Origin of the sequence: Caulobacter sp. BE254, from assembly GCF_031457295.1 — a bacterium.
Taxonomy (GTDB): domain Bacteria; phylum Pseudomonadota; class Alphaproteobacteria; order Caulobacterales; family Caulobacteraceae; genus Caulobacter.
Genome location: NZ_JAVDWJ010000006.1, coordinates 128,742 through 150,594, shown reverse-complemented (window position 1 = coordinate 150,594; position 21,853 = coordinate 128,742). Strand labels below are relative to the sequence as shown.

Here is a 21,853-nt window from a genome sequence, read left to right as displayed (position 1 = left end):
CCATGAACAAGCCGGCGAAACCCGAGGCCGACGACTTCGACGATCTGTCGGACCTGTATGGTCCGTTGCCGACCGAAGCCGAGATGGACGCCTGGATCGAGCGCAATCGCGACGAGATCAACGCGTCGCTCGAGCAAGCTCGGCAAGAGCTTGCCGAGGGCAAGGCCACGCCTTGGAGCATGGACGAGATCATGGCCGAGGTGCGTGAAGAGCTGCGCAAGGAAGGCCGCTAGCGTCACGAATGCCGGGGCCGACGATCGAGCGCAGCTTGAACGCACGTCGCGACGTGAAGCAGTTGGCTTTATGGATCGCACGGGAAAGCGGCGACGCTCGTGCAACAGCCGTAACCGGCCGACTGGAGATCGCTTTCGAACGTCTGGCGCGTCGCCCCCAGCTGGGCCGGGTTCGGTTTGATTTCAAGGGAAATCCCAGATCCTTTTCAATTACGCCCTGGGTCATCGTGTATGAGGTTCTGGAAGACGGAAGCGGCATCCATCTTCTCCGCATCCTCGACAGCCGCCGAGACATCGCCGCCCTGATGGGCAAGAAGAGCTAGCCCATGCGCCTGCCGCGCCTGATCCGATCGACGCCGTTCCGGCTGACCCTGCTGTTCCTGGCCCTGTTCGCGGCGGCCGCCAGCGCGTTCCTGGGCTACATCTACATCGCCACCGCTGGCGAGGTGAACCGCCGCGCGGACGCCGACATCACCCGCGAGATGGAGAGCCTCGAGGCCGCCTACCGGGTGGGCGGGGTCAACGCGCTGAACCAGACCATCGTCGAGCGGGCCACCGGCGAGCGGCCGTTCCTGTACCTGCTGCTGGACAAGGACGGCAAGCGGATCTCCGGCTCGATCGAGGAGTCGCCGATCGACGACTTCACCGGTCCCGGTCCGACCTGGGAGACCTTCAAGCTCACCGAGACCGACATCGACGGCGCCGAGGTCAAGCGCGCGGCGCGGGGGGTGCAGGAGCGGCTGAGCGGCGGCGAGGCCCTGTTCGTCGGGGCCGACGTCCAGGAGTCTGAAGGCTATGTGATGAAGATCGTCCGGGCCCTGCGCGGGGCCGGGGCGCTGGTGATCATCCTGGGCCTGGCCGGCGGGGTGCTGATCAGCCGCAACGTCTCGCGCAGCATGCAGGGTCTGGTCGACGTGGTGAACGCGGTGCGGGCCGGCGACCTGCACGCCCGGGCCCGGGTGCGCGGCACGCGCGACGAGTACGACGAGCTGGCCGAGGGCCTCAACGACATGCTCGACCGCATCGAGCGGCTGATGGGCGGCCTGCGCCACGCCGGCGACGCCATCGCCCACGACCTGCGCTCGCCGCTCACGCGCTTGAGAGCGCGCATGGAGGTGGCGCTGATCGACGCCGAGAACGGCAAGGGTGATCCGGTGGCGGCCCTGGAGACCGCCCTGATGGATGCGGACGGCGTGCTCAAGACCTTCAACGCGGTGCTGGCCATCGCCCGGCTGCAGGCGGCCGGCGAGGCGCCGAACCAGGAGGTCTTCGACGCCAGCGAACTGGCCTCCGACATGGCCGAACTCTACGAGGCCAGCTGCGAGGACAAGGGCCTGGACTTCAAGGCCGAGATCGTTCCGGCCCTGGGCGTGCGCGGCAACCGCGAGTTCATCGCCCAGGCCCTGGCCAACATCCTCGACAACGCCATCAAGTACACGCCCGAGGGCGGGGCGGTGATGCTGCGCGCCCGGCGCACCTCGTCCAGCGAGCTGGAGTTCTCGGTCACCGACACCGGCCCCGGCGTGCCCGAGGCCGACCGCGCCCGGGTGGTCCAACGTTTCGTGCGGCTGGAGAACAGCCGCAGCGAGCCCGGGGCGGGGCTGGGCCTGTCGCTGGTCCAGGCGGTGGCCGCCTCGCACGGCGGACGTCTGGAGTTGGCCGAGGGCCCCGGCGAATACGGCGGTTTCGGTCCGGGCCTACGCGTGGCGCTGGTGCTGCCGCGGGTGGAGTAGGGCGGCCAGCGCCTGCTCCTACCGCCCGTATACCACGTCGAAGCACCGCTGCCGCCCCAGCTTCGTCGGGCAGAAGCCCGTCTCCTCCGAGCCCTCGCGGATGACCACGTAGCGGTCGCGCTTGCAGGCCCACCATTCCTCCTCGAAATCCGGACGGCCGTCCTGCTTGAACACCGGCTCGTCGCCCTGGGCGTAGAAGCGGGTCATGCCGGTCAGGCCGCCGAAGCTGCCCCAGCCGTTGACCAGGCCGCAGACCCGGCCGTCGCGCCGCGCCCACACCTTGCCCAGTTCCAGGGCGTGCGGCTGGGCCAGGCGGGCGACCAGCCGCGGCTTGACGCTGGCCCAGCGCACCCGCGCCATCGAGCGGGCGTGGACCAGCCGCGCGCCGGCGGCCGGCGCCTTGGGCTCGACCTTCAGCTCATAGCGGACGGTGAACATCACCATCAGGCCGACGGCGAAGACGACCAGGGCCATGACGCCCAGCTCGAAGACCCGCGCGGCCAGCGCCTTGCGGCGGGTGCGGGGGCCGCGCGCCTTGGGCATCCTGAGGACGAAGGTCATGATCGCGGCCCGCCTGTCGCCGCGCCTGGCGCGGATTACGTCTGTAGTTCAAAAAACTTACAGATGTAATCAGAGTCGTCAAGCCATGGATGCGAAAGGCTTGCCGACCGACGGTGTCAGTGGTGCAGCTTGGGCAGGGTGATGCCGTCAACCGGGCCGTCGCCGACGAACCGGCCCGGCCAGGAGATCTCCTGGTTGGGCAGAGGGCCGCGCGGCGTGACCGTCCAGACGCCCAGGGCGGTGACCACCGCGATCAGGGCGATCGCGGCGGCGCCGGCGGTCTGGCGGCGATAGCTGGGCTCGGGCCGGGCCAGCAGCCTGACCCGCAGCAGCAGCGGATGGGCCGCGAAGAAACAGGCCAGGGGCGAGCCGGTCCGGCGGGTATGGGCCTCCAGCAGCGCCTCGGCATAGGGGCGGCGCAGGTTGGGCCGCAGGCTCAGGACCGAGGCGTCGCAGGCCATCTCCTGGTCCAGGCGGGCGCACAGGGCGCCGACATGGATCAGCGGATTGCACCAGCCCAGGACCTGGACGGCGGCGATGGCCAGGTTGGCGATCGGGTCGCCGCGCTTGATGTGGGCCCGTTCATGCAGGTCGACCATCTTGCGGGCCTGCTCGTCGAAGCGGGTCGAGAAGTCGGCCGGCAGCACGATGCGGGGCCAGAAGACGCCCATGACCGCCGGACCGGCGCGCCCGGCCTCGGCTCGGGCCCGGAAGGCGCGCTCCTGCAGCAGGATCACCGTGGCCAGGGCGACGCCGCCGGCCAGCCAGACGGCCATCACCAGCACGGCCCGCTCCTCGCCCATCAGCGGCGGCGGCGCGCCCGAGCCCAGGGTCTCCGACAGGCTGGGGAACACCGTGGCGATCGCCGCCACCGGCACCAAGGCCCACAGGCGATAGGCCAGGCCGGCCCCGAACGCCGCCCGCATCGGGCCGCGCAACAGCAGGACCAGCAGCACCGCGGCGGCGGCGGCCGCCTGGGTGCGCAACAGGGTCAGGGCCAGCAGTTCAGCCATCATGTTCGAGACCCTCGATCAGAGTCTTCAGTTGCTTGATCTCGTCGGTCGACAGGGCGCGGTGCTGGGCGAAATGCGCCACCAGCGGCGTCAATTGGCCGTCGAACAGGCGGTTGAGCAGGCTCTGGCTTTCGGCCTGCACATAGTCGGCGCGCTGGATGATCGGGGCGTAGCGCGCCCGGCCCTCGATCCGGTCCGACCGAATCGCCTTGCGCTTCAGCAGCCGGTTGATCAGCGTCTTGACCGTCGCCTCGCCCCAGCCCTGGGCCTCGGCGACCTCGGCCATGATCTCGTCCACCGTCAGGGGCTGGCGCGTCCAGAGCGCGTCCATGATGCGGCTTTCGGCCTGGGTGATGTTCATGGCGTTCGGTCTCCGACCGCAACGATTACGCCTGTAACATCGACTGTCAAGCGATCGTGGAGGCCACACGAGACGGGATGACCTCGCCGCCCGCCCGCGCCACAGTGGCCGCCATGACTCGCCTGCTCGAACGCCTCACCCCCTGCGGCCCCGTGGTCGATCCCAAGGCCGCCGAACGGGCGCACGAGACCATCGTCAGGCGGGTCGGCGAGGCCGCGCCGCTGGTCGAGGCCGCCTGGCCCGCCCTGGCGCCGATCTTCGCCGCCTCGCCCTACCTGGGCGGCCTGGCGCGGCGCGACGGCCAGCGGCTGGCCGCGCTCCTGGACGGCGATCCCGAAGCGCGGCTCGCCCAGATCCTGGCCGCCGCCGAGGCCGTCGCCGCCGAGCCGGAGTTCGAGACCGCCCGCCGCGCCATGCGCGAGCTGAAGGCCGACCTGCACCTGCTGACCGCCCTATGCGACCTGGGCGGGGTCTGGGATCTGGACGCGGTGACCGGGGCCCTGACCCGCTTCGCCGACGCGACCCTGCACGCGTCCCTGGCCCAGGCGGTGCGGCTGGAAGTGGCGCGCGGGGCCCTGACCCACGTCGGCGAAGGTCCGGACGGCCCGGCCCCGGGCCTGTTCTGCATCGCCATGGGCAAGCACGGGGCGTTCGAGCTCAACTATTCCAGCGACATCGACTTCTCGATCTTCTACGCGCCGGAGGCCCTGCCTGTCGCCGAGGGTGTCGAGCCGCAGGGCGTGGCGGTGCGCATCGCCAACCACCTGGGCCGGTTGCTGGCCGAGCGGACGGCCGACGGCTACGTGTTCCGCATCGACCTGCGCCTGCGCCCCGACCCGTCCTCGACCCCGCCGGCCATGCCGATCGACGCCGCCCTCGACTACTACGAGAGCGTCGGCCAGAACTGGGAGCGGGCGGCCCACATCAAGGCGCGGATCTGCGCCGGCGACTTCGCGCGCGGCGAGGCGTTCCTGGCCGAGCTGCAGCCGTTCATCTGGCGCAGGAACCTCGACTTCGCCGCCATCGCCGACATCCACTCGATCAAGCGCCAGATCCACGCCTACAAGGTCGACGACCGCCTGACCGCCAAGGGCGCGGACCTGAAGCTGGGGCGCGGCGGCATCCGCGAGATCGAGTTCTTCGTCCAGACCCAGCAACTGATCCTCGGCGGCCGCCATCCGAGCCTGCGCAGCCCGCGCACGCTTGACGCCCTGGCGGCCTTGTCCGACGCCGGCCATGTCACGCCCGAGGATCGCGACTATCTGGTCAAGGCCTATCGCGACCTGCGCGCCCTGGAGCACCGGGCCCAGATGATCGCCGACGACCAGACCCACAAGCTCCCGGAGTCCGATACTGACCGCAAGAAGGTGGCCGCCCTGTGGGGTCACGCGGCGTTGCGCAGTTTCGACGCCGTGGTCGGCCAGATCCTCAAGGGCGTGAACCGCCGCTACGGCGCGCTGTTCAAGGGCGAGGAGGAACTGTCGTCGCGGTTCGGCAGCCTGGTGTTCACCGGTGTCGAGGACGATCCGGAGACCCTGGCCACGCTCAAGCGCATGGGCTTTTCCCATCCCGAGCGGGTGGCCGCCACCATCCGCGGGTGGCACCACGGCCACATCGCCGCCACCCGCACCGCGCGCGGCCGCGAGCTGTTCACCCGCCTGGCCCCGCGCCTGCTGGACGCCGCCAACGCCACCGGCGCGCCGGACGACGCCTTCAACCGGTTCGGCGACTTCTTCGCGGGGCTCAGCAGCGGGGTGCAGATCCAGTCGCTGTTCCTGGCCCAGCCGCGCCTGTTCGAGCTGATCGTCGAGGTCATGGCCTTCGCGCCGCGCCTGGCCAGCACCCTGGCGCGACGGCCCACGGCCCTGGACGCCCTGCTGGACCCCGCCTTCTTCGGGCCGATGGAGATGCCGACCGAGGCGTCCTGGGATCCGGCCGACTTCGAGGGGGCGATGGACGCCGCCCGGCGGCTGTTCCGCGACCAGAGCTTCCGGATCGGGGTGCGGGTGATCAGCGGCACGGCCGGGGCGCGCGACGCCGGGGCGGCCTTCGCCGACCTGGCCGACCTGATCGTCGGCGGCCTGGCCCCGGCGGCCCTGGCCGAGGTCGAGCGGCTGGGCGGCGCGTTCCCGGGGCAGGTGGCCGTGGTCGCCCTGGGCAAGGCCGGCTCACGCGAGATGACCGCCAAGTCGGACCTGGACCTGATGACGCTCTACGCGGCCGACGGGCCCGCGGACCAAGGGGAGGCGGTGTCGGCGATCAAGGGCTGGGGCGCCGAGAGTTTCTACGCCCGCTTCACCCAGCGCCTGACCTCGGCCCTGTCGGCCCCGACCGGCGAGGGCACGCTGTACGAGGTGGACCTCAAGCTGCGGCCATCGGGCACCAAGGGTCCGGTGGCGGTCAGTTTCGCGGCCTTCGAGGACTATTATGCGCGCGAGGCCGAGACCTGGGAGCTGCTGGCCCTGACCCGCGCCCGGGTGATCTGGGCCTCGTCGCCGGCGTTCCAGGCCCGCGCCGAGGCGGCGATCGCCACCGCCCTGCGCCGGGCGCGCGATCCGGGGAAGACCGCCGTCGACGTGCTGGAGATGCGCCAGCTGATGGAGGACGAGCGGCCGGGCAAGGGCGACTGGGACCTCAAGCTCACCCCCGGCGGCCTAGTCGACATCGAGTTCGCCGCCCAGTTCCTGCAACTGGTCCATGCGGCGCAGGGCGGCCCCCTGGCGCAGAACACCGGCGAGGCCCTGGCGGCGCTGTGCCGCGCGGGCCTGGGCGATGGGGCGGCCCTGGCGGCGCTGGAGTCCGCCTGGCGGCTGGAGCAGGACCTGTCGCAGCTGCTGAAGGTGGCGCTGGAGGACGGCCATGACCCCGACACCGAGCCCAAGGCCTTCCGGGCGCTGCTGGCTCGGGCCGGCGGCGTGCGCGAGTTCCGGTCGCTGAAGACCAAGCTGGCCAAGGCCAAGGCCGAGGCGCGGGCGGCGTTCGAGGCGGTGGTGAAGGCCTAGACGGATGGGGCGCCCCTCATGCGGTGAAGGGCGCCCCGACAGGCTCTAGGGTCCAGGACTGGAGCGCGCTTGGCGGGCGAAATCGCTTAGACTTTCGCCCAATGCGCGCCTAGGCCGTTTCGAGTTTTCGGGCGACCGTCAGGTGCTTCACATAGGCCTCTTCGGTGGTGAAGGGGATCTCCTTCACGTCGATCAGCAGGCGCTTGTTCTGCCCGACGATCAGGATCTTGGGCAGATAGAAGCCGCCGAAGACGGCATGCACCGCGTAGGGCGTCGTGCCCTGGGCCAACGGGCCGGTCCAACCCATCACGTCGATCGCCAGGCCGCCGACGAAGTGGGGATCGCGGATCAACTGGATGCCGCTGGTGAAATTCGGCGCGGCGCCCTTGACGCTGACGCTGAAGAAGCCCGGTTCGCGCAGGCCGGTCCAGACGTAGGTCGCCTCGGCCGTGTCGAATGGCTCAGGACCATAGAAACCCATGACGCTCTCCCTGTGTCTCGACTTCCGTCCGCCGGCAGGGGTCGACGGAAGACGACGTCGCCGACAGCCGGCGGCGTTCGAGCGCGATCTATGCGCGAAATTGAGAAAAATACTAGTTAAAAGTGTGCAACGGGCCGCCTCGCCTTTGGGGCGATCACACGCGGCGCGGAAAAGCGCCTCCTGGCCGCTGTAACCATTGGCGCTTCCAATACGTATCTTCCAGGGTAGCTTCCCCGGAGCCCGCCATGCTGATCCGCCACGCCCTCGACCTGACCGACAACGACGTCACCGACCCGGGCCTCTATCTGCGCCGGCGCGAATTCATCGGCGGGGCGGCGGGGCTGGGGCTGCTGGCGGCGGCGGGCACGGCCAGCGCGCGGGGCCTGGCCTACAAGCCGGGGTTCTCGACCACCGAGCCGCCGACGCCGAAGAAGGACATCACCAGCTACAACAACTTCTACGAATTCGGGGTCAACAAGGAGGACCCGTCCGAGAACGCCGGCTCGTTGAAGACCCGTCCCTGGACGGTGCGCGTCGACGGCGAATGCGAGAAGCCGGCCAGCTTCGCGATCGACGACCTGATCAAGGGCCAGAAGCTGGAGGAGCGCATCTACCGCATGCGTTGCGTCGAGGGCTGGTCGATGGTGATCCCGTGGGTGGGCTTCCCGCTCAAGGACCTGATCGCCCAGGTCCAGCCGACGTCGAAGGCCAGGTTCGTCGCCTTCGAGACCCTGACGCGGCCCTCCGAAATGCCTGGCCAGCGCTGGGACACCCTGCAGTGGCCCTATCGCGAGGGCCTGCGCATCGACGAGGCGGTCCACCCGCTGACGATCCTGGCCGTCGGCCTCTATGGCGACGTCCTGCCCAACCAGAACGGTGCGCCGCTGCGGTTGGTCGTGCCGTGGAAGTACGGTTTCAAGGGCGCCAAGTCGATCGTGCGGATCAGCCTGGTCGAGCGCATGCCGGCCACCGCCTGGAACGTGCTGGCGCCGCGCGAGTATGGCTTCTATTCCAACGTCAATCCGGCCGTGGACCATCCGCGCTGGTCGCAGGCCACCGAGCGCCGCATCGGCGAGTTCCGCCGCCGCGAGACCCTGCCGTTCAACGGCTACGGCCAATACGTCGCCGACCTCTATCGCGGCATGGACCTGAAGCGGAACTTCTGATGGACGCCTCGGTGAAGCGGGCCGCCACGCGCAAGCGCCCCTCCAAGACCCAGGACAACCTGATCTACGCCGCCGTCTGGCTGGCCTGTTTCGCGCCGCTGGTCTGGCTGGCCTGGCGGGGGGTCAGCGGCGACCTGGGGGCCAATCCGATCGAGGCGCTGATCCGCCAGATCGGCGTCTGGGGCCTGCGCCTGCTGCTGGTCGGCCTGGCGATCACCCCCGCCGCGCGCATCCTGAAGAAGCCGCGCCTGATCCGCTTCCGCCGCACGATCGGCCTGTTCGCCTTCAGCTACATTTGCCTGCACCTGCTGACCTATATCGGCGTCGACCTGTTCTTCGACTGGGGCCAGCTGTGGAAGGACATCCTCAAGCGGCCCTTCATCACCCTGGGCATGGCGGGCTTCGTGCTGCTGGTCCCGCTGGCCGTGACCTCGACCAACGGCTGGGTGCTGCGCCTGGGCCGCGCGACCTGGCAAAGGCTGCATTGGCTGATCTACCTGATCGTCCCGCTGGGCGTGGTCCACTACTACCTGCTGGTGAAGGCGGATCATCGGCCGCCGCTGGTCTATGCGGCGATCCTGGCGGTGCTGCTGGGCTGGCGGGCGTGGGACGCGTGGACAAGGCGTGTGCGATCTTAAAGCCTCCATGGTTGTCATCCCGGAAGCCTCGCAGAGGCTGTCCGGGACCCAGGGGACTGGGCTGATGCGGTGCGGTTCACCTGGGTCCCGGACAAGCGCTGCGCGCTTTCCGGGATGACAACGGGTGAGGCGTCAGAACAGCTCCGCCTCCGGATCCCGCGTCTGGTCCCGTTTCCACCAGCCACCCAGCTGCGCGCCGCCGCACGGGCCTTTCTGGGTCACGGTCACCTCGTCGACGCTGAAGGACGCGTCCAGCCGGCAGGCGTCGGGGCCGGTTCCGGCCAGCGGGAAGGCGACGATGGTCTGGCCGGGGACGACCTTCACCTTGGCGCCCTCGTCGGTGAAGCCCTGGGAGGTGTTGGCGTCGGCCAGCTGGTAGGCGAGCTCCAGCCCCGTCGGCGTCGCCTTGACGCTCAGGAAATCCTGGCCCCGCGTATAGATCCCGCTCAGCCGGAAGCCCGGATTCCTCAGCACGGCGATGCGGTCGGCATGGATGGCGCGCAGGCAGGACAGGGCGGTCGCGTCGTCGATGCACAGGATCCCGCCCTGGCCCATGTCGGGCGGCAGCAGGGCGCGCGAACCCACCCAGCCGCGCTGGCTCATCCGCACATAGGCGGCGATCTTGCCGTCCCAGAGCTTCAGCGCCTCGCCATAGGCCTTGGCCAGGTCCTCGTCCTGGCGCGACAGCTGCGGGTCCTTGCAGATCAGTTTCTCGACCTTGGTGCGGGCCTTGGCGCAGTCGAAGCTGGCGGCGGCGGCCGGCGCGACCCCAGCGACGGAAACGGGTGCGATCAGCAGCAGGGCCGCGAGGGCGGCGGCGAGACGAGTCATGGCCTACTCCGACAGATAGGGCGACTTGGCCGGATCGCGGCGGAACACCTTCAGGTCGGTCCCCATCGCGCAGCGCTCGGTCTTGGGCGCCGACAGGGTCGCCGTGTCCTGGGTGAAGGTCAGCACGCGCGGACAGCCGGCGTCCTCGAAGCTCAGCCTGCCCGAGGCGTCGACGTCGCCCCTGGCCTGCAGCAGCATGTTCCCCTTCGGGTCGGGGCAGACGTAGAGATCGGCCCCGATGCCGGCGTCGGGATAGCTGGGCGTCACGTCCAGATAGACGCCGTCGTCAGGGCAGCGCCCGGCGACGTAGCGGCCCATCCATTTCAGGCTGGGATGGGTCAGGAAGGTCAGGCGGCGCTCGTAGTCCTCCTTCAGGCAGGCGACGTCGGCCTTGCAGACGCCATTGCGGTCCTTGAGCCACTCCCGCTGTTCGTTGCGGATGAAGACCGGCCAGTTCCCCGCCGGCCACAGGCCCTGGGCCGCCTTGAACGCCGCGGCCACCTGGTCATCCAGCTTGGAGACCGCCGCGTCCTTGCAGATCGCCTTCTCGGTAGGCGTACCAGCCTTGGCGCAGTCGAAACTGGCGGCCCAGGTCGCCGTCGGCGCGGCGAGCCAGACCAGGGCGGCGACGCCGGCCCAACACGCGACACGAACCATTCGGAACCCTCCCGGACCGATGTCCGGCCAGGGTAACCGAGAACGACGTTATCCGATAGGCTTGGCCTTGGCGGCTTGCTGCGTCGCGTAGTCCTGGGCCTGGCGGACGACGCGCAGCACGTTGCCGCCCCAGATCGCCGCCACGTCGGCGTCGGTGTAGCCGGCCGCCTTCAGCCGGGCGGTGACCTTGGGCAGGTCGGCGACGTCCTCGAAGCCGATCACCCCGCCGCCGCCGTCCCAGTCGGCGCCGATGCCCACATGCTGCGGCCCGACCAGCTTCAGGGTGTGGGTCAGGCTGGCCACGAAGTCCTCGAAGCTGGCGCGGACGGGCGGGAATTTCGCATCGACCTCGGCGCGCTTCTTCAGATAGGCGACCATTTCGGCCTCGGTCGCCGTCTCGCTGTCCGGCGCGGTCCCCAGGGCCTTCAGGGCGGCCAGGCGTTCGGGGCTGGCGGCGGTGTTCTTCAGATAGACCGAGTTGATGCAGATCACCCCGCCGGCGTCGGCGATCTTCTTCAGCCGGCCGTCGTCCAGATTGCGCGGGTGGTCGTAGATCGCCCGGGCGCCCGAGTGCGAGGCGATGATCGGGACCTTCGACAGCTGCACGGCCTGGTCGACCACGTCGTCGGAGGCGTGGCTGACGTCGATCAATATGCCCAGCCGGTTGGCCTCGGCCAGCCAGCGCAGGCCCAGGGGCGAGAAGCCATGCCAGATCGGCTTGTCGGTCGAGCTGTCGGCGAACTGGTTGTTCTTGAAGTGCACCGGCCCGGCCATCCGCACGCCGGTCTTGTAGAAGGTGTCCATCAGGGTGAGGTCCTCACCCATCGGCCAGCTGTTCTCGATGCTTTGGAAGACGAACTTCTTGCCGGCCTTGTTGATCCGCTCGGCGTCGTCGGCGGTGTAGGCCAGCTGGAACCTGTCCGAATGAGCCGCGACCATCTCGCGAATCTCGGTGGCGCGTTCCAGGGCGAAGTCGCGGGCCTGGCGATAGCCCTCGGCGGTCAGCTCGCCCTGGGCCGTGTAGATCACGAAGAACCCGCCATCCAGACCGCCGGTGTCCATGCGCGGCAGGTCCACCTGGGTGCCGTCGGCCTTGACCGCGTGCCGCTCGGCCATGCTCCAGCCCTGGCGGGCGAAGTGCTCGGGCGTGTCGAGGTGGGTGTCGAGGGTCAGGACCTGCTCGTGCAGGGCGCGGTCGGCCTTGGAGACCTCGCCGGCCTTGGGGGCGTCGGCCGCCCGGCTTGAGAGAGGGGCCGCGGTTGAGGCGAACAGGGCGGCGGAGCCGAGGAGAACGGTCAGCAGGCGGGTCATCTGGGCTCCGGCGCGGTGTTGAGGCGGCCACGCTCGGGGATCGCGGGCGGACGGTCAAGGTGGCGCAGCGAACACTTGCCCCCACCTGACCGCTTCGCGGTCGGTCCGCCCCCACAGGGGGCGGAGCCTGCCCACGCGGGCTCTTCCCCCTCTGGGGGAGGAGGGCCGAAGGCCCGGAGGGGGCAGGTGTTCGCCGCACGGACCACGAACACCCGCCCCACCCCCGTTCCTAGTAGAACGCCCCGTAGATCGCGTCGTCGATCCGTCCGGTGCGGGTGTCGACCAGCAGCAGGTCGGGCCCGTAGCGCACCCAGCGGTAGCCCCACGGCGGACCTTCCAGCCCCATGCGCCAGTAGTCCTCGTAATAGTAGCCGGGCGCCAGGAACAGCGGCGGCAGCACCAGGCCGATGGTCCAGCGCCGGTAGCGATAGCCGCGCGGATAGCGCCAGCGCGGCCCGCGGATCGGCCGGAAGCCGGGCGGGCGGCCCGTGCCGGGGCGGTGTGGTCCCAGGGGCGGCGGCCGGCCGGGACGCGGCGGTGGCGGGCGATGGCCACCCGGCGGACGGGGCTTCGGCTTCGGCATGGGCCGGGGCGGCGGGCCACCGGGGTTGGGCCTGGGCGGCGGGCCCGATCCCGAGGGCGGGCGTCCGCCACCTGGGCCGCCGGGGCCGGGTGGGCGTCCTCCGCCTTGACCGCCTCCGGGCCTGTCGCGCTGTTCGTTCGATTGAGCCAGGCCGATCCCGGGGATCAGCAGGCCTAGAGCCGAGGCGAGGAGAAAACGTCGATTCATCGCAGTCCTCCGAAAAGCCCCCCGGCTGAAGGTTGACTATAACCGGTGACCCGAAATGCAAAAGCCGGTTGTATCGGCGCGCGCTGCACGCTCAGAACAGGCCCAGCGCCTTGAAGCTGGCCACGCCGTCGCGGCCGACCACCAGGTGGTCGTGGACGCCGATCTTCAGCGCCTTGCCGGCCTCGACGATCTGCTTGGTCATCTCGATGTCCGGGCGCGAGGGAGTAGGATCCCCGCTGGGGTGGTTGTGCAGCAGGATCAGGTTGCTGCTCGACAGCTCCAGCGCCCGGCGCATCACCTCGCGCGGATAGACCGGGGCGTGGTCGACCGTGCCGTGGTTCATCACCTCGTCGGCGATCAGCTGGTTCTTATTGTCGAGGAACAGGACGCGGAACTGCTCGCGCGGCTCGTTGGCCAGGGCGACGCGGACATAGCCCAACAGCGCCGTCCAGGACGAGATCACCGTCCGCTTGGCCAGCTTGTCGCGGCCGGCCCGCAGGGTCGCCTCGTGCAGCAGTTTCAGGTCGATGGCGGCGGTCTCGCCGACCCCCGGCACGGTCTTCAGCTCCTCGATCGAGGCCGAGAGCGTCGCCCCGAACGAGCCGAACCGGGCCAGCAGCGCCTTGGCCATCGGCTTGACGTCGCCGCGCGCGAAGGTGCGGAACAGGTACAGCTCCAGCAGCTCGTAGTCGGGCAGGGCCGACAGGCCGCCGGCCTTGGCCCGTTCGCGCAGGCGCTCGCGATGGCCCATCTGATGAGCGGGCGAGCTCCTGGCCGGCGGGCTGGCCGGGGCGGCGTCGGCCACGCCGGGCGGGGTCGCCTTCAGTGATCTGCCGCTGACCATCGCACCCCCGCCTTGCGAGAGCGAATTAGGTCAGATCAATTGAGGGTTGTCGAGGCCCCCTCGGCCGCTTCGCGACAGCTCCCCAAAGGGGGAGCGCTCAGCCGCCCAGGATCGCCGGCTGGAACAGGCCGGCCGGCGAGGCGGTGAACACCTCGTAGCCGTCCTCGGTCACGCCGATCGAGTGCTCGCACTGGGCCGACAGCGACTTGTCGCGGGTCACGGCCGTCCAGCCGTCGCCCAGCACCTTCACCGCGCTTTTGCCCAGGTTCACCATCGGCTCGACGGTGAAGAACATGCCCGGCTTCAGCACCGCGCCCTGGCCGGGGCGGCCGAAGTGCAGGATGTTCGGGGCGTCGTGGAACACCTTGCCCAGGCCGTGGCCGCAGAAGTCGCGCACCACGCTGCAGCGCTGGGCCTCGACATAGGACTGGATGGCGTAGCCGATGTCGCCCAGGGTCGCGCCCGGCTTGACCGCGTCCAGGCCGCGCTTCATGCCCTCGTAGGTGATCTCGACCAGGCGGCGGGCGCGGGGGCCCACCTCGCCGACGCCGTACATCCGCGAGGTGTCGCCGTGCCAGCCGTCGACGATCACGGTGACGTCGATATTGACGATGTCGCCCTCGCGCAGCGCCCACTCGCCCGGGATGCCGTGGCAGACGACATGGTTGCGCGAAATGCAGACCGTCTTGGGATAGCCGCGATAGAACAGGCAGGCGGGCAGGGCGCCATGGTCGAGGATGAACTCGCGGGCCAGGGTGTCCAGGTGATCGGACGACACGCCGGGCACGACGTGCGGGATCAGCATGTCCAGACACTCGGCCGCCAGCTTGCCGGCGCGGCGCATGCCCTCGAAGTCGGCGGGCTTGTGGATCTTGATCGCGCCGGTGCGGGTCTCGGCTTCGATCTCGGTCACGTCTTCAAGGGTCATGGCGGTCTGGTCTCAAACTGACGGCGCGTCCCGCCAGGGAATGCGCCGAGAAATACGGATTTCGTCAGGGCTTATGTCGCAACGATAGCACAGAACTTCAACGCCCGCTGCCGCAGCGTTGTCCGCGCAGGCGGCGAAGCTTCGAGCCAAGTCCCTGTTAGGTCGCGGTCTCAGCAGGCCCTCGCTGTCGGAGGCTAGTCGGGCAAGATTAAATCTGCCAGGGCGTCATAGAAAGCGGTGTTGGCGTGTAGGGATCCCGCCTCCGCGTTCAGTTCTTTGGTGATTTTGTTCAGGCGCTCGGTGGGAAAATCGCTCCTGCGCTCCCGGTTGGACAGCAGCGTATATTCACCTCCAAATGGGTCTTGCTCAAAATGCCCATGGGCAACGATGTTGCGGAGATTGTTGAGCCGCCGCAGGTTCGCAATGTCCATTCCATTGAGGTTCAATTGAACCGGAAGGGCCTGGAGGATTTCGAGGCTCTCCAGTCGCTTAGCGAACATGCCGTGAGCAAGACGCTCCAGAGCAGGTGGATTGCCGAGCCGTCTCAAGCAACAGGCAATCAGCTCCGTCAAATGCACATCCACATCGTTGTGTGCCAGGATGAGTCGCCCGAGAGCAGCCTCGTAGTCCTGCCTGATTGCAGGATCAGCCCACTGCATGGGCCAATCGTCATTATCATCATCGTCGTCATAGTCATCGGGCGCGGACAAGGGCTTGCTCCCTTAGGCGTTATCGGAATCTAGGGACACATACCTTTTCCAGGCTGCCTAACCTCGCACCCAGTCAATGCGCTCCGTCAGGCGGATCAGCTCGTGGGTCATTGCGCAGCGATAGACTAGCACCTCGACCCCCGCCCGCGCCGCCGCGTCCAGGCCCTGCGCGAAGGTCGGGTCCAGATCGGCACAAGCACTGAACGCGTCGCAGTCGTCGCGCTGCACGACGAACAGCGCCACGGCCCGATCGCCCTGCGCCACCATCGCAGCCAGGTCGCCCAGGTGCCGCGTCGAGCGCGCCGCCACGCAGTCGGGGAACTCGGCCAGGGGCGGGGTGCGCGACAGGTGGCAATTCTTGACCTCCAGCCAGCAGGCCGGCCGGTCGGGGTGGGTCAGCAGGAAGTCGACCCGGCTGGCCTCCGCGTACTTCACCTCCGGCCGCACGGTCGCATAGCCGGCCAGTTCGGGAATCGCGCCGGCCGCCAGGGCTTCGGCCACCAGCTTGTTGGGCAGCATGGTGTTGACGCCGACCAGCCCGCCTCCCCCCTGCCCATTGGGCGCCTCCACCAGTTGCAGCGTCCACGGCAGCTTGCGCTTGGGATCGTCCGACCGCGACACCCACGCCCCCTGGCCCGGCAGGTTGACGCCCAGCATCGCCCCGGGATTCGGGCAATGGGCGGTGATCTCGCGCCCGTCGTCCAGCACCATGTCGACGAAGAAGCGCTTGTAGCGCTGGACGATGACGCCGCGCGCCATGGGTTGCGGGAGAAGCATGTCAGCCGCCTGGGCCGGGTCGCATCGGATTGAAGCACTCCACCACGCCGGCGAAGTGGCGTTCGTTGTCGGTGACCACGACACAGGCGTTGGCCTGGCCAATGGCGCCGATGATCATGTCGAGCGCGCTTGGCGGCGCGCCCTGGCGATGACCTTCGGCCATGAGGTGCGCCCAGGCCTCGGCCGCCGCCTCGTCGAACCCCAGCACCCGGGTTCGGAACAGGGCCGGGGGGCCAAGTTCGCCGGCGTACCAGGCTTCAAGCTCCCTACGTTTGCGGCCTTCCGGCTTCCGCAGGATGCCGCGCCGGATTTCGGCCAGGGAGAGCGTGGAGATGTAGAGATCGGTGTCGCGCTGGCCGGCCATCCAGTCCAGCAGGGCCGGCGAAGGCTCGGGCTTGACGACGTTGCTGATGACGTTGGTGTCGAGAAGATAGCGCGTCATAGGTCGACGTCGCGCCCGGCCGTGGTCTCACGATCCAGCTCCAGGTCCGCCCCGACCAGCGGCGATTGGCGAAAGGCTCGCAGGATGCCGCCCCGCTGATCCGGCGAAGGCGACACCCGCGCCTCGATGTCAGCCCGCAATCGAGCCCCGGCCTCGTCGTTGCGCGCCAGGCGCTTGGCGACCGCGCGGAGCAGGGCCTTGTCGGATTCCAGGCCGCGCACCTCGAAGCGGTCCAGCCCCTGTTCGCGCAGCCGGCGCCTGTTGTTCTCGACCGCTCGCCGCTGTGCGTCCGCCATGTTCGCTCCTTCTAACCGGTAACATAGCCGGTCACCGGCCGACCGCAAGCGGCGCGCCATCGGTTGCGGCGTGAACGCGGCGGGCTTAAGTCGAATGGCGAACGGGCGCGGATGTAGGGAATCGAGACGATGACGGCCACCCAAGCCAGATCGGGCGAGCGCGTGACGGCCGCCGTCCTGATCATCGGCGACGAGATCCTGTCGGGCCGCACCCAGGACGTGAACCTCAACGCCATCGCCAAGTACCTGGCCACCTACGGCGTCGACCTGTGCGAGGCGCGGGTCGTGCCCGATGTCGAGCAGGAGATCGTCGACGCGGTCAACGCCCTGCGGACCCGGTACGACTATGTCGTCACCACCGGCGGCATCGGGCCCACCCACGACGACATCACCGCCGATTCGGTGGCCAAGGCCTTCGGGGTGACGGCGCCCGAGCATCCCGAGATCATGGCCATGCTGCGCGAGCGCTGGGGCGAGCCCAACGCCGCGCGCCGCCGCATGGCCCACGTGCCCGAGGGCGGCACGCTGGTGAAGAACCCCGTGCAGGGGCCGCCCGGCTTCCAGATCGGCAATGTCTTCGTGCTGGCCGGGGTGCCGGCGATCATGCGCGGCATGCTCGACGACGTCGGCCCGCGCCTGCGCACCGGGGCGGTGGTGATCAGCCGGACCGTCCGCGTCACCGGCACCGGCGAGGGCACGATCGCCGCGCCGCTGGAGGCGGTGGCCAAGGCCTATCCGGACCTGTCGATCGGCAGCTATCCGTTCTTCGCCCCGCCGGACGTCTATGGCGCCAACCTGGTGATCCGCGGCCGCGATCCGGCCGAGGTCGAGGCGGCGGCCGAAGCGCTGGTGGCGGCGCTTGTCGAGGTGGGGGCCAACGGGATCGAGCGGCTTGAGGCGGGCGCCGCCTAGCGAGGCCCCCGTCCTCCCCCGTTGTCATCCCGGAAGCGCGCAGCGCTGTCCGGGATGACAACGATAGGTGGCTGGCTCTACGCCACGTCGGCCGTGTCGTCCGGCTCGACCAGGGCCTTGGCGACGTTGAGGACGGCCTTGCGAGCCTTGGGCGTGGCCTGGCCGTAGGCGCGCAGCAGGTCGATGGCGCCCGGCGTCGAGAGCGCCGTCAGCATGGCCACGTCCTGCTCGGCCACCACGTCCTCGCCCACCAGGCTGCCGACCGTGGTCTGCAGCTTGGCGGCGATGCGCACCAGCATCGAGGCCGAGACCCGGTTGGTCCCGCGCTCGTACTTCTGGACCTGTTGGAAGGTCAGGCCCAGCACCTGGGCCAACTCATCCTGGCTGATCTTCATATGGCGCCGCTGCACGCGGATGCGGGTGCCCACCGCGACGTCGATAGGATCTGGACCAGTCGGCGTGATCAAAGGCCGCCCTCCCCGCTGAAATGGCGATTTCGGAACTATCGGCTTGGCCTTGGCCGGCCGCAATGCATTCTTGCATCGTACACGGCGCGTCGGGCGCCGCCGACGATCCTTTCGAGCGTGATGGACAGGCCTTCGATCCCCCCGGCGCCCAGCGTCGAACTGCTCACCCAGCGGGAGCGGGAGGCTTTGCGCTGGGTCGCCGAGCACAGGCTTTCCAAGGAAATCGGCCCGTTGATGGGGGTTTCCAAGTCGCGCGCCGACGCCCTGGTCGAAAGCGCCTGTCGCAAGCTGGGGGTCAGCGGCCGGCGCGCCGCGGCCCGGGTGCTGACCGCCCACGACCAGGTCGCGGCCCCCGCCGCCCGCGCCGTCCCTCGGGACGATACCCCCGGCTATGGGACTGAATCCCACAGCGACTCAATGGGACTGTCGCGAGTCCCGCCTTCGCCGTCCGATGCCGTCTCGACCTTCCAAGAGACGGACCAAGACAGTGAACATCAGCGTGGTGAACGACAACGAGGCGACCAGCCTGGCGGGAACCCGCCTGAGCCTGCTGGTGCGCAAGGCGCTGCAGATCCGCGAGGCGGCGGCCCAGTTCGAGCACGACTGGCCGCCGTTGGCGCGCCGGCCGCCGATGCCGGCCTTCGCTTGGACGGAGCTGGAGCGCCAGCTGCTGAGCCTGGCGCCGGAGGCCCTGGCGCCGATGGTCCGCGACCTGGTCTCGGCGGTGCGCAAGGAGGCTGGCCCCAAGCCGCCGGAGATGGTGCTGCGCGAGATCCTGATCGTCACGGCCACGGTGCTGGACGAGACCTTTCACGCCAAGTGGCGCGAGGCCTGGGCGGAGGATACGACCATGTCCTGAGCCCCGCCGCCCGTCTGCTGATCGTCCTCGCCATCGCCGCCGCCTGCAGCCTGCTGGTCGGCGGCCTCCTGGGGACCCGGCAAGTCGCCCACGTCTTCCAAGTCCTGCGTCACGGCTGACCCTCGGGGCTGAACCCCGCGACGGGCGCCGGGGCGTCCGTCATCAGCAACGCGCCTTCGGGCGCAGGGGGAGCATCGTCACATGAAACGCCGCATCGTCGCCGAACGCCTGGCCAGCCACCTGTTCACCACCGAGGAGGCCGTCGACACCACCCTGGCCCTGATGGGCGACCTGATCGCCGCCATGCCGCGCGCCCGGCTCGAGGCCGGCCTTGCCGCCGGCGTCGGCCAGCAGGCCGTCGACCGCGTGCTGGAAGCCGCCTCGGGCATGGCCAGCGCCCGCCGGTCGCTGATCGCCGCCCACGAGGCCCTGGCCGACGCCAAGGACCAGATCGGGCTGCGTCGGGTCACCCTGGTGGGCGGCGGCGACAAGACCGGCGCCGACGTTCCGCGCACGGGTCACTTGCGGGAGATCAAGAGCGCGTAAGGCGCCGCCGTGGACCCTTGGCGGGACCTCGATTCATGAGACACATGTCGCTCCTGCCGCGGGGGCGACATGTTTCACGTCTCGAACGTCTTCTCCGACCTGTTCTCGATCCTGCCGACCCAGGTCGCAGCCATGGCCATGCTGGCGGTGTGCGCCCTGGCCTTGCTGGTCGGCCGGCGGCTGGAGCGCGGGCTGGCCGTGGTCACCGTCGCCGCCTGGTTCCTGTCGGCCGCCGTCCAGACCCCCGATCCCGCCGGAATGCAGTGGGGGATCTTCACGGTCGACATCGTCTACCTGCTGGTCCTGGTCGCCCTGTGCGCCTTCGAGCGCCGCGTCTGGATCCTGTTCATGACCGCCTTCCAGCTGCTGGTGGTGCTGACCCACGTGGCCTTCCTCATCGACCGCACCCTGATGCAGTGGGGGTTCTTCTCCGCCTACTACCTGTGGAGCGACGCCCAGCTGGCGGCCTTCGCGGTCGGCGTGGCGCAGGCGGGGTGGGAGCGGTGGAAGGCCAGGAAGGCCTGATCAAGTGGCTCTGGCCAAGGTCCGGGCGCGCTGGCTCGGGGAGGGGGGGATGACGGCCCAATCCATCGCGCTTGGAATTGAGATGGCTCCAAGGCTGGCGTTCTTCTTCCACCCGCGCTAGCAGACCGCCCCATGATCCGCCTCGACAATATCTCCAAGCAGAACGGCCACCAGATCCTGTTCATCGAAGCCTCGATGGGGATTCAGAAGGGTGAAAAGGTCGGGCTCGTCGGCCCGAACGGCGCCGGCAAGACGACGCTGTTCCGCATGATCACCGGCCAGGAGGAACCCGACGACGGGCTGGTCGCGATCGATGCCGGCATGACGATCGGCTATTTCAGCCAGGACGTCGGCGAAATGTCGGGCCAGAGCGCGGTCGCCGCGGTGATGGACGGCGTCGGCCCCGTCAGCGCGCTGGCCGCCGAAATGGCCACGCTCGAAGCGGCCATGGTCGATCCCGACCGGGCCGACGAGATGGACGCCATCCTCGAACGCTACGGCGAGGTGCTGGAGCGTTTCCAGGAACTGGACGGCTATGCGCTGGAGGCGCGGGCCCGCGAGGTGCTGGCCGGCCTGAGCTTCAGCCAGGAACGGATGGACGGTGATGTCGGCCTGCTGTCCGGCGGCTGGAAGATGCGCGTGGCCCTGGCCCGCATCCTGCTGATGCGGCCCGACGGCATGCTGCTGGACGAACCTTCCAACCACCTGGACCTGGAAAGCCTGATCTGGCTCGAGGCCTTCCTGAAGGCCTACGACGGCGCCCTGCTGATGACCTCGCACGACCGGGCGTTCATGAACCGGATCATCGGCAAGGTGGTGGAGATCGACGGCGGCTCGCTGATCACCTATTCGGGCGATCTGGACTTCTACGAACAGCAGCGCGCGCTCGGCGAGGCGCAACGCCAGGCGCAATACGAGCGCCAGCAGGCCATGCTGGCCAAGGAAATCAAGTTCATCGAGCGGTTCAAGGCGCGCGCCTCGCACGCCGCCCAGGTCCAGAGCCGGGTCAAGAAGCTCGACAAGATCGAACGCGTCGAGGCGCCGCGTCGCCGCCAGGCGGTCCAGTTCGACTTCCAGAGCCCGCCACGGTCGGGCGACGACGTGATCAACCTGCGCGACGTCCACAAGGGCTACGGCGCCCAGCCGATCTATGAGGGCCTGGACTTCCTGGTGCGCCGCAAGGAACGCTGGTGCGTCCTGGGCGCCAACGGCGCCGGCAAGTCGACGCTATTGAAGCTCGTGGCCGGCGACACCAAGCCCGACCAGGGCACGGTCAATGTCGGCGCCAGCGTCAAGATGGGCTATTTCGCCCAGCACTCCATGGACCTGCTGGACGGCGAAGAGACGATCTTCGAGTCCCTGGAGCGCTCGTTTCCGCAGGCGGGTCAGGGCGCGCTGCGGACCCTGGCGGGGTGCTTCGGTTTCTCCGGCGACGATGTCGAAAAACCCTGCCGCGTCCTGTCCGGCGGCGAGAAGGCGCGGCTGGTCATGGCCAAGATGCTGTTCGACCCGCCGAACCTGCTGGTGCTCGACGAGCCGACCAACCACCTCGACATGGCGACCAAGGAGATGCTGGTCGCGGCCCTGGCGGACTTTGAGGGCACCATGCTCTTCGTCTCGCACGACCGCCATTTCCTGGCGGCCCTGTCGAACCGCGTGCTGGAGCTGACGCCCGACGGCGTCCATCAGTACGGCGGCGGTTATACGGAATACGTCACCCGTACCGGCCAGGAAGCGCCGGGGCTGCACCCGGGCGCGTAGCGGCGTCGT

The 21,853-nt window shown here is 69.3% G+C and carries 27 protein-coding genes and 1 pseudogene; 13 read left to right on the top strand and 15 right to left on the bottom strand.

Going from position 1 to position 21,853, the window contains the following annotated elements; translation table 11 throughout:
* Window positions 1–2: 2 nt before the first annotated feature.
* The 3 genes from J2X41_RS12980 to J2X41_RS12970 are packed head-to-tail and all read left to right on the top strand — an operon-like array spanning window position 3 to window position 1,966.
* On the top strand, window positions 3–233 hold the full coding sequence (locus tag J2X41_RS12980) for a hypothetical protein (RefSeq protein WP_056753236.1): 231 nt from the start codon (window positions 3–5) through the stop codon (window positions 231–233).
* A gap of 35 nt (window positions 234–268) precedes the next feature.
* Window positions 269–556, top strand: coding sequence for a type II toxin-antitoxin system RelE/ParE family toxin (locus tag J2X41_RS12975; RefSeq protein WP_310082331.1), 288 nt, complete (start codon window positions 269–271; stop codon window positions 554–556).
* A 3-nt stretch (window positions 557–559) separates the two neighbouring features.
* Window positions 560–1,966, top strand: coding sequence for a HAMP domain-containing sensor histidine kinase (locus J2X41_RS12970; RefSeq protein ID WP_310082330.1), 1,407 nt, complete (start codon window positions 560–562; stop codon window positions 1,964–1,966).
* A gap of 18 nt (window positions 1,967–1,984) precedes the next feature.
* On the opposite strand, the gene J2X41_RS12965 is transcribed toward J2X41_RS12970, so the two are convergent.
* The 3 genes from J2X41_RS12965 to J2X41_RS12955 form a co-directional block, all read right to left on the bottom strand.
* A complete protein-coding gene (locus J2X41_RS12965) occupies window positions 1,985–2,527 on the bottom strand; it encodes a hypothetical protein (RefSeq protein ID WP_310082329.1) in 543 nt (180 codons plus the stop codon).
* A gap of 116 nt (window positions 2,528–2,643) precedes the next feature.
* Window positions 2,644–3,543 (bottom strand): M56 family metallopeptidase, encoded by a 900-nt coding sequence (locus tag J2X41_RS12960; RefSeq protein WP_310082327.1) that lies wholly within the window; start codon window positions 3,541–3,543, stop codon window positions 2,644–2,646.
* Entirely contained in the window at window positions 3,533–3,901 is a 369-nt protein-coding gene (locus J2X41_RS12955; protein WP_057186465.1) for a BlaI/MecI/CopY family transcriptional regulator, read from the bottom strand. The genes J2X41_RS12960 and J2X41_RS12955 overlap by 11 nt, the downstream gene beginning before the upstream one ends.
* 113 nt (window positions 3,902–4,014) lie before the next feature.
* Here J2X41_RS12955 and J2X41_RS12950 point away from each other — a divergent pair, with 113 nt between their 5' ends.
* Window positions 4,015–6,903 (top strand): bifunctional [glutamine synthetase] adenylyltransferase/[glutamine synthetase]-adenylyl-L-tyrosine phosphorylase, encoded by a 2,889-nt coding sequence (locus J2X41_RS12950; protein ID WP_310082522.1) that lies wholly within the window; start codon window positions 4,015–4,017, stop codon window positions 6,901–6,903.
* Window positions 6,904–7,012: 109 nt separating this feature from the next.
* Here J2X41_RS12950 and J2X41_RS12945 read toward each other — a convergent pair whose 3' ends face one another.
* The gene (locus J2X41_RS12945) at window positions 7,013–7,384 is read right to left on the bottom strand and encodes a hypothetical protein (protein WP_310082324.1); all 372 of its coding nucleotides are present in this window, start codon (window positions 7,382–7,384) and stop codon (window positions 7,013–7,015) included.
* 245 nt (window positions 7,385–7,629) lie between these two features.
* Here J2X41_RS12945 and msrP point away from each other — a divergent pair, with 245 nt between their 5' ends.
* The gene (msrP, locus tag J2X41_RS12940; protein ID WP_310082323.1) at window positions 7,630–8,550 is read left to right on the top strand and encodes a protein-methionine-sulfoxide reductase catalytic subunit MsrP; all 921 of its coding nucleotides are present in this window, start codon (window positions 7,630–7,632) and stop codon (window positions 8,548–8,550) included.
* Window positions 8,550–9,188: a protein-methionine-sulfoxide reductase heme-binding subunit MsrQ gene (gene msrQ, locus J2X41_RS12935; RefSeq protein ID WP_310082322.1), complete on the top strand. Its 639-nt coding sequence runs from the start codon at window positions 8,550–8,552 to the stop codon at window positions 9,186–9,188. The genes msrP and msrQ overlap by 1 nt, the downstream gene beginning before the upstream one ends.
* Window positions 9,189–9,320: 132 nt before the next feature.
* Here msrQ and J2X41_RS12930 read toward each other — a convergent pair whose 3' ends face one another.
* From J2X41_RS12930 to J2X41_RS12880, 10 genes are all read right to left on the bottom strand, one after another.
* Window positions 9,321–10,019 carry a hypothetical protein gene (locus tag J2X41_RS12930; protein WP_310082320.1) on the bottom strand — a complete coding sequence of 233 codons (699 nt, stop codon included), beginning with the start codon at window positions 10,017–10,019 and terminating at the stop codon, window positions 9,321–9,323.
* Window positions 10,020–10,022: 3 nt separating this feature from the next.
* On the bottom strand, window positions 10,023–10,676 hold the full coding sequence (locus J2X41_RS12925) for a hypothetical protein (RefSeq protein WP_310082317.1): 654 nt from the start codon (window positions 10,674–10,676) through the stop codon (window positions 10,023–10,025).
* 48 nt (window positions 10,677–10,724) lie between these two features.
* A complete protein-coding gene (locus J2X41_RS12920; protein ID WP_310082315.1) occupies window positions 10,725–11,987 on the bottom strand; it encodes a dipeptidase in 1,263 nt (420 codons plus the stop codon).
* A gap of 229 nt (window positions 11,988–12,216) precedes the next feature.
* Window positions 12,217–12,570: an RcnB family protein gene (locus J2X41_RS12915; RefSeq protein WP_310082313.1), complete on the bottom strand. Its 354-nt coding sequence runs from the start codon at window positions 12,568–12,570 to the stop codon at window positions 12,217–12,219.
* Between the two features lie 298 nt (window positions 12,571–12,868).
* A complete protein-coding gene (radC, locus tag J2X41_RS12910) occupies window positions 12,869–13,621 on the bottom strand; it encodes a DNA repair protein RadC (RefSeq protein ID WP_404979934.1) in 753 nt (250 codons plus the stop codon).
* 97 nt (window positions 13,622–13,718) lie between these two features.
* On the bottom strand, window positions 13,719–14,549 hold the full coding sequence (gene map, locus J2X41_RS12905) for a type I methionyl aminopeptidase (RefSeq protein WP_310082311.1): 831 nt from the start codon (window positions 14,547–14,549) through the stop codon (window positions 13,719–13,721).
* A 194-nt stretch (window positions 14,550–14,743) separates the two neighbouring features.
* Complete coding sequence (locus J2X41_RS12895) at window positions 14,744–15,259, bottom strand: hypothetical protein (protein ID WP_310082310.1); 516 nt, start codon at window positions 15,257–15,259, stop codon at window positions 14,744–14,746.
* A 57-nt stretch (window positions 15,260–15,316) separates the two neighbouring features.
* Window positions 15,317–16,036: a DNA/RNA nuclease SfsA gene (gene sfsA, locus J2X41_RS12890; RefSeq protein ID WP_310082308.1), complete on the bottom strand. Its 720-nt coding sequence runs from the start codon at window positions 16,034–16,036 to the stop codon at window positions 15,317–15,319.
* Window position 16,037: 1 nt separating this feature from the next.
* Window positions 16,038–16,478: a PIN domain-containing protein gene (locus tag J2X41_RS12885; protein WP_310082307.1), complete on the bottom strand. Its 441-nt coding sequence runs from the start codon at window positions 16,476–16,478 to the stop codon at window positions 16,038–16,040.
* Window positions 16,475–16,774, bottom strand: a complete 300-nt coding sequence (locus tag J2X41_RS12880) for a hypothetical protein (RefSeq protein WP_310082305.1) — start codon at window positions 16,772–16,774, stop codon at window positions 16,475–16,477. The genes J2X41_RS12885 and J2X41_RS12880 overlap by 4 nt, the downstream gene beginning before the upstream one ends.
* Window positions 16,775–16,903: 129 nt before the next feature.
* Here J2X41_RS12880 and J2X41_RS12875 point away from each other — a divergent pair, with 129 nt between their 5' ends.
* Window positions 16,904–17,686, top strand: coding sequence for a competence/damage-inducible protein A (locus tag J2X41_RS12875; RefSeq protein WP_310082304.1), 783 nt, complete (start codon window positions 16,904–16,906; stop codon window positions 17,684–17,686).
* Window positions 17,687–17,763: 77 nt separating this feature from the next.
* Here the strand turns inward: J2X41_RS12875 and J2X41_RS12870 are convergent, their stop codons facing one another.
* Window positions 17,764–18,153, bottom strand: coding sequence for a helix-turn-helix transcriptional regulator (locus tag J2X41_RS12870; RefSeq protein WP_310082303.1), 390 nt, complete (start codon window positions 18,151–18,153; stop codon window positions 17,764–17,766).
* On the opposite strand from J2X41_RS12870, the pseudogene J2X41_RS25305 reads away from it, so the two are divergent.
* The 6 genes and pseudogenes from J2X41_RS25305 to J2X41_RS12845 all read left to right on the top strand — a co-directional run.
* Window positions 18,082–18,465: pseudogene (locus tag J2X41_RS25305) on the top strand (LuxR C-terminal-related transcriptional regulator); the annotation flags it as partial. The gene J2X41_RS12870 and the pseudogene J2X41_RS25305 overlap by 72 nt on opposite strands.
* A gap of 175 nt (window positions 18,466–18,640) precedes the next feature.
* Window positions 18,641–19,012, top strand: coding sequence for a hypothetical protein (locus tag J2X41_RS12865; protein ID WP_310082301.1), 372 nt, complete (start codon window positions 18,641–18,643; stop codon window positions 19,010–19,012).
* Window positions 18,973–19,131, top strand: coding sequence for a hypothetical protein (locus J2X41_RS12860; protein WP_310082525.1), 159 nt, complete (start codon window positions 18,973–18,975; stop codon window positions 19,129–19,131). The genes J2X41_RS12865 and J2X41_RS12860 overlap by 40 nt, the downstream gene beginning before the upstream one ends.
* Before the next feature lie 82 nt (window positions 19,132–19,213).
* Window positions 19,214–19,558, top strand: coding sequence for a hypothetical protein (locus tag J2X41_RS12855; RefSeq protein ID WP_310082300.1), 345 nt, complete (start codon window positions 19,214–19,216; stop codon window positions 19,556–19,558).
* Between the two features lie 69 nt (window positions 19,559–19,627).
* On the top strand, window positions 19,628–20,083 hold the full coding sequence (locus J2X41_RS12850) for a hypothetical protein (protein ID WP_310082299.1): 456 nt from the start codon (window positions 19,628–19,630) through the stop codon (window positions 20,081–20,083).
* Window positions 20,084–20,215: 132 nt separating this feature from the next.
* The gene (locus J2X41_RS12845; RefSeq protein WP_310082298.1) at window positions 20,216–21,844 is read left to right on the top strand and encodes an ABC-F family ATP-binding cassette domain-containing protein; all 1,629 of its coding nucleotides are present in this window, start codon (window positions 20,216–20,218) and stop codon (window positions 21,842–21,844) included.
* Window positions 21,845–21,853: the final 9 nt, after the last annotated feature.

What these genes read in the sequence shown, in the direction of transcription:
- J2X41_RS12945 (WP_310082324.1), bottom strand. Translation starts at nt 7,384, where the DNA reads ATGGGTTTCTATGGTCCTGAGCCATTCGACACGGCCGAGGCGACCTAC.
- J2X41_RS12845 (WP_310082298.1), top strand. Translation starts at nt 20,216, where the DNA reads ATGATCCGCCTCGACAATATCTCCAAGCAGAACGGCCACCAGATCCTG.
- J2X41_RS12970 (WP_310082330.1), top strand. Translation starts at nt 560, where the DNA reads ATGCGCCTGCCGCGCCTGATCCGATCGACGCCGTTCCGGCTGACCCTG.
- radC (WP_404979934.1), bottom strand. Translation starts at nt 13,621, where the DNA reads ATGGTCAGCGGCAGATCACTGAAGGCGACCCCGCCCGGCGTGGCCGAC.
- J2X41_RS12855 (WP_310082300.1), top strand. Translation starts at nt 19,214, where the DNA reads ATGAAACGCCGCATCGTCGCCGAACGCCTGGCCAGCCACCTGTTCACC.
- J2X41_RS12960 (WP_310082327.1), bottom strand. Translation starts at nt 3,543, where the DNA reads ATGATGGCTGAACTGCTGGCCCTGACCCTGTTGCGCACCCAGGCGGCC.
- J2X41_RS12885 (WP_310082307.1), bottom strand. Translation starts at nt 16,478, where the DNA reads ATGACGCGCTATCTTCTCGACACCAACGTCATCAGCAACGTCGTCAAG.
- msrQ (WP_310082322.1), top strand. Translation starts at nt 8,550, where the DNA reads ATGGACGCCTCGGTGAAGCGGGCCGCCACGCGCAAGCGCCCCTCCAAG.
- J2X41_RS12930 (WP_310082320.1), bottom strand. Translation starts at nt 10,019, where the DNA reads ATGACTCGTCTCGCCGCCGCCCTCGCGGCCCTGCTGCTGATCGCACCC.
- J2X41_RS12950 (WP_310082522.1), top strand. Translation starts at nt 4,015, where the DNA reads ATGACTCGCCTGCTCGAACGCCTCACCCCCTGCGGCCCCGTGGTCGAT.
- J2X41_RS12875 (WP_310082304.1), top strand. Translation starts at nt 16,904, where the DNA reads ATGACGGCCACCCAAGCCAGATCGGGCGAGCGCGTGACGGCCGCCGTC.
- map (WP_310082311.1), bottom strand. Translation starts at nt 14,549, where the DNA reads ATGACCCTTGAAGACGTGACCGAGATCGAAGCCGAGACCCGCACCGGC.
- msrP (WP_310082323.1), top strand. Translation starts at nt 7,630, where the DNA reads ATGCTGATCCGCCACGCCCTCGACCTGACCGACAACGACGTCACCGAC.
- J2X41_RS12925 (WP_310082317.1), bottom strand. Translation starts at nt 10,676, where the DNA reads ATGGTTCGTGTCGCGTGTTGGGCCGGCGTCGCCGCCCTGGTCTGGCTC.
- J2X41_RS12915 (WP_310082313.1), bottom strand. Translation starts at nt 12,570, where the DNA reads ATGCCGAAGCCGAAGCCCCGTCCGCCGGGTGGCCATCGCCCGCCACCG.
- J2X41_RS12880 (WP_310082305.1), bottom strand. Translation starts at nt 16,774, where the DNA reads ATGGCGGACGCACAGCGGCGAGCGGTCGAGAACAACAGGCGCCGGCTG.
- J2X41_RS12920 (WP_310082315.1), bottom strand. Translation starts at nt 11,987, where the DNA reads ATGACCCGCCTGCTGACCGTTCTCCTCGGCTCCGCCGCCCTGTTCGCC.
- sfsA (WP_310082308.1), bottom strand. Translation starts at nt 16,036, where the DNA reads ATGCTTCTCCCGCAACCCATGGCGCGCGGCGTCATCGTCCAGCGCTAC.
- J2X41_RS12965 (WP_310082329.1), bottom strand. Translation starts at nt 2,527, where the DNA reads ATGACCTTCGTCCTCAGGATGCCCAAGGCGCGCGGCCCCCGCACCCGC.
- J2X41_RS12980 (WP_056753236.1), top strand. Translation starts at nt 3, where the DNA reads ATGAACAAGCCGGCGAAACCCGAGGCCGACGACTTCGACGATCTGTCG.
- J2X41_RS12850 (WP_310082299.1), top strand. Translation starts at nt 19,628, where the DNA reads ATGTTTCACGTCTCGAACGTCTTCTCCGACCTGTTCTCGATCCTGCCG.
- J2X41_RS12955 (WP_057186465.1), bottom strand. Translation starts at nt 3,901, where the DNA reads ATGAACATCACCCAGGCCGAAAGCCGCATCATGGACGCGCTCTGGACG.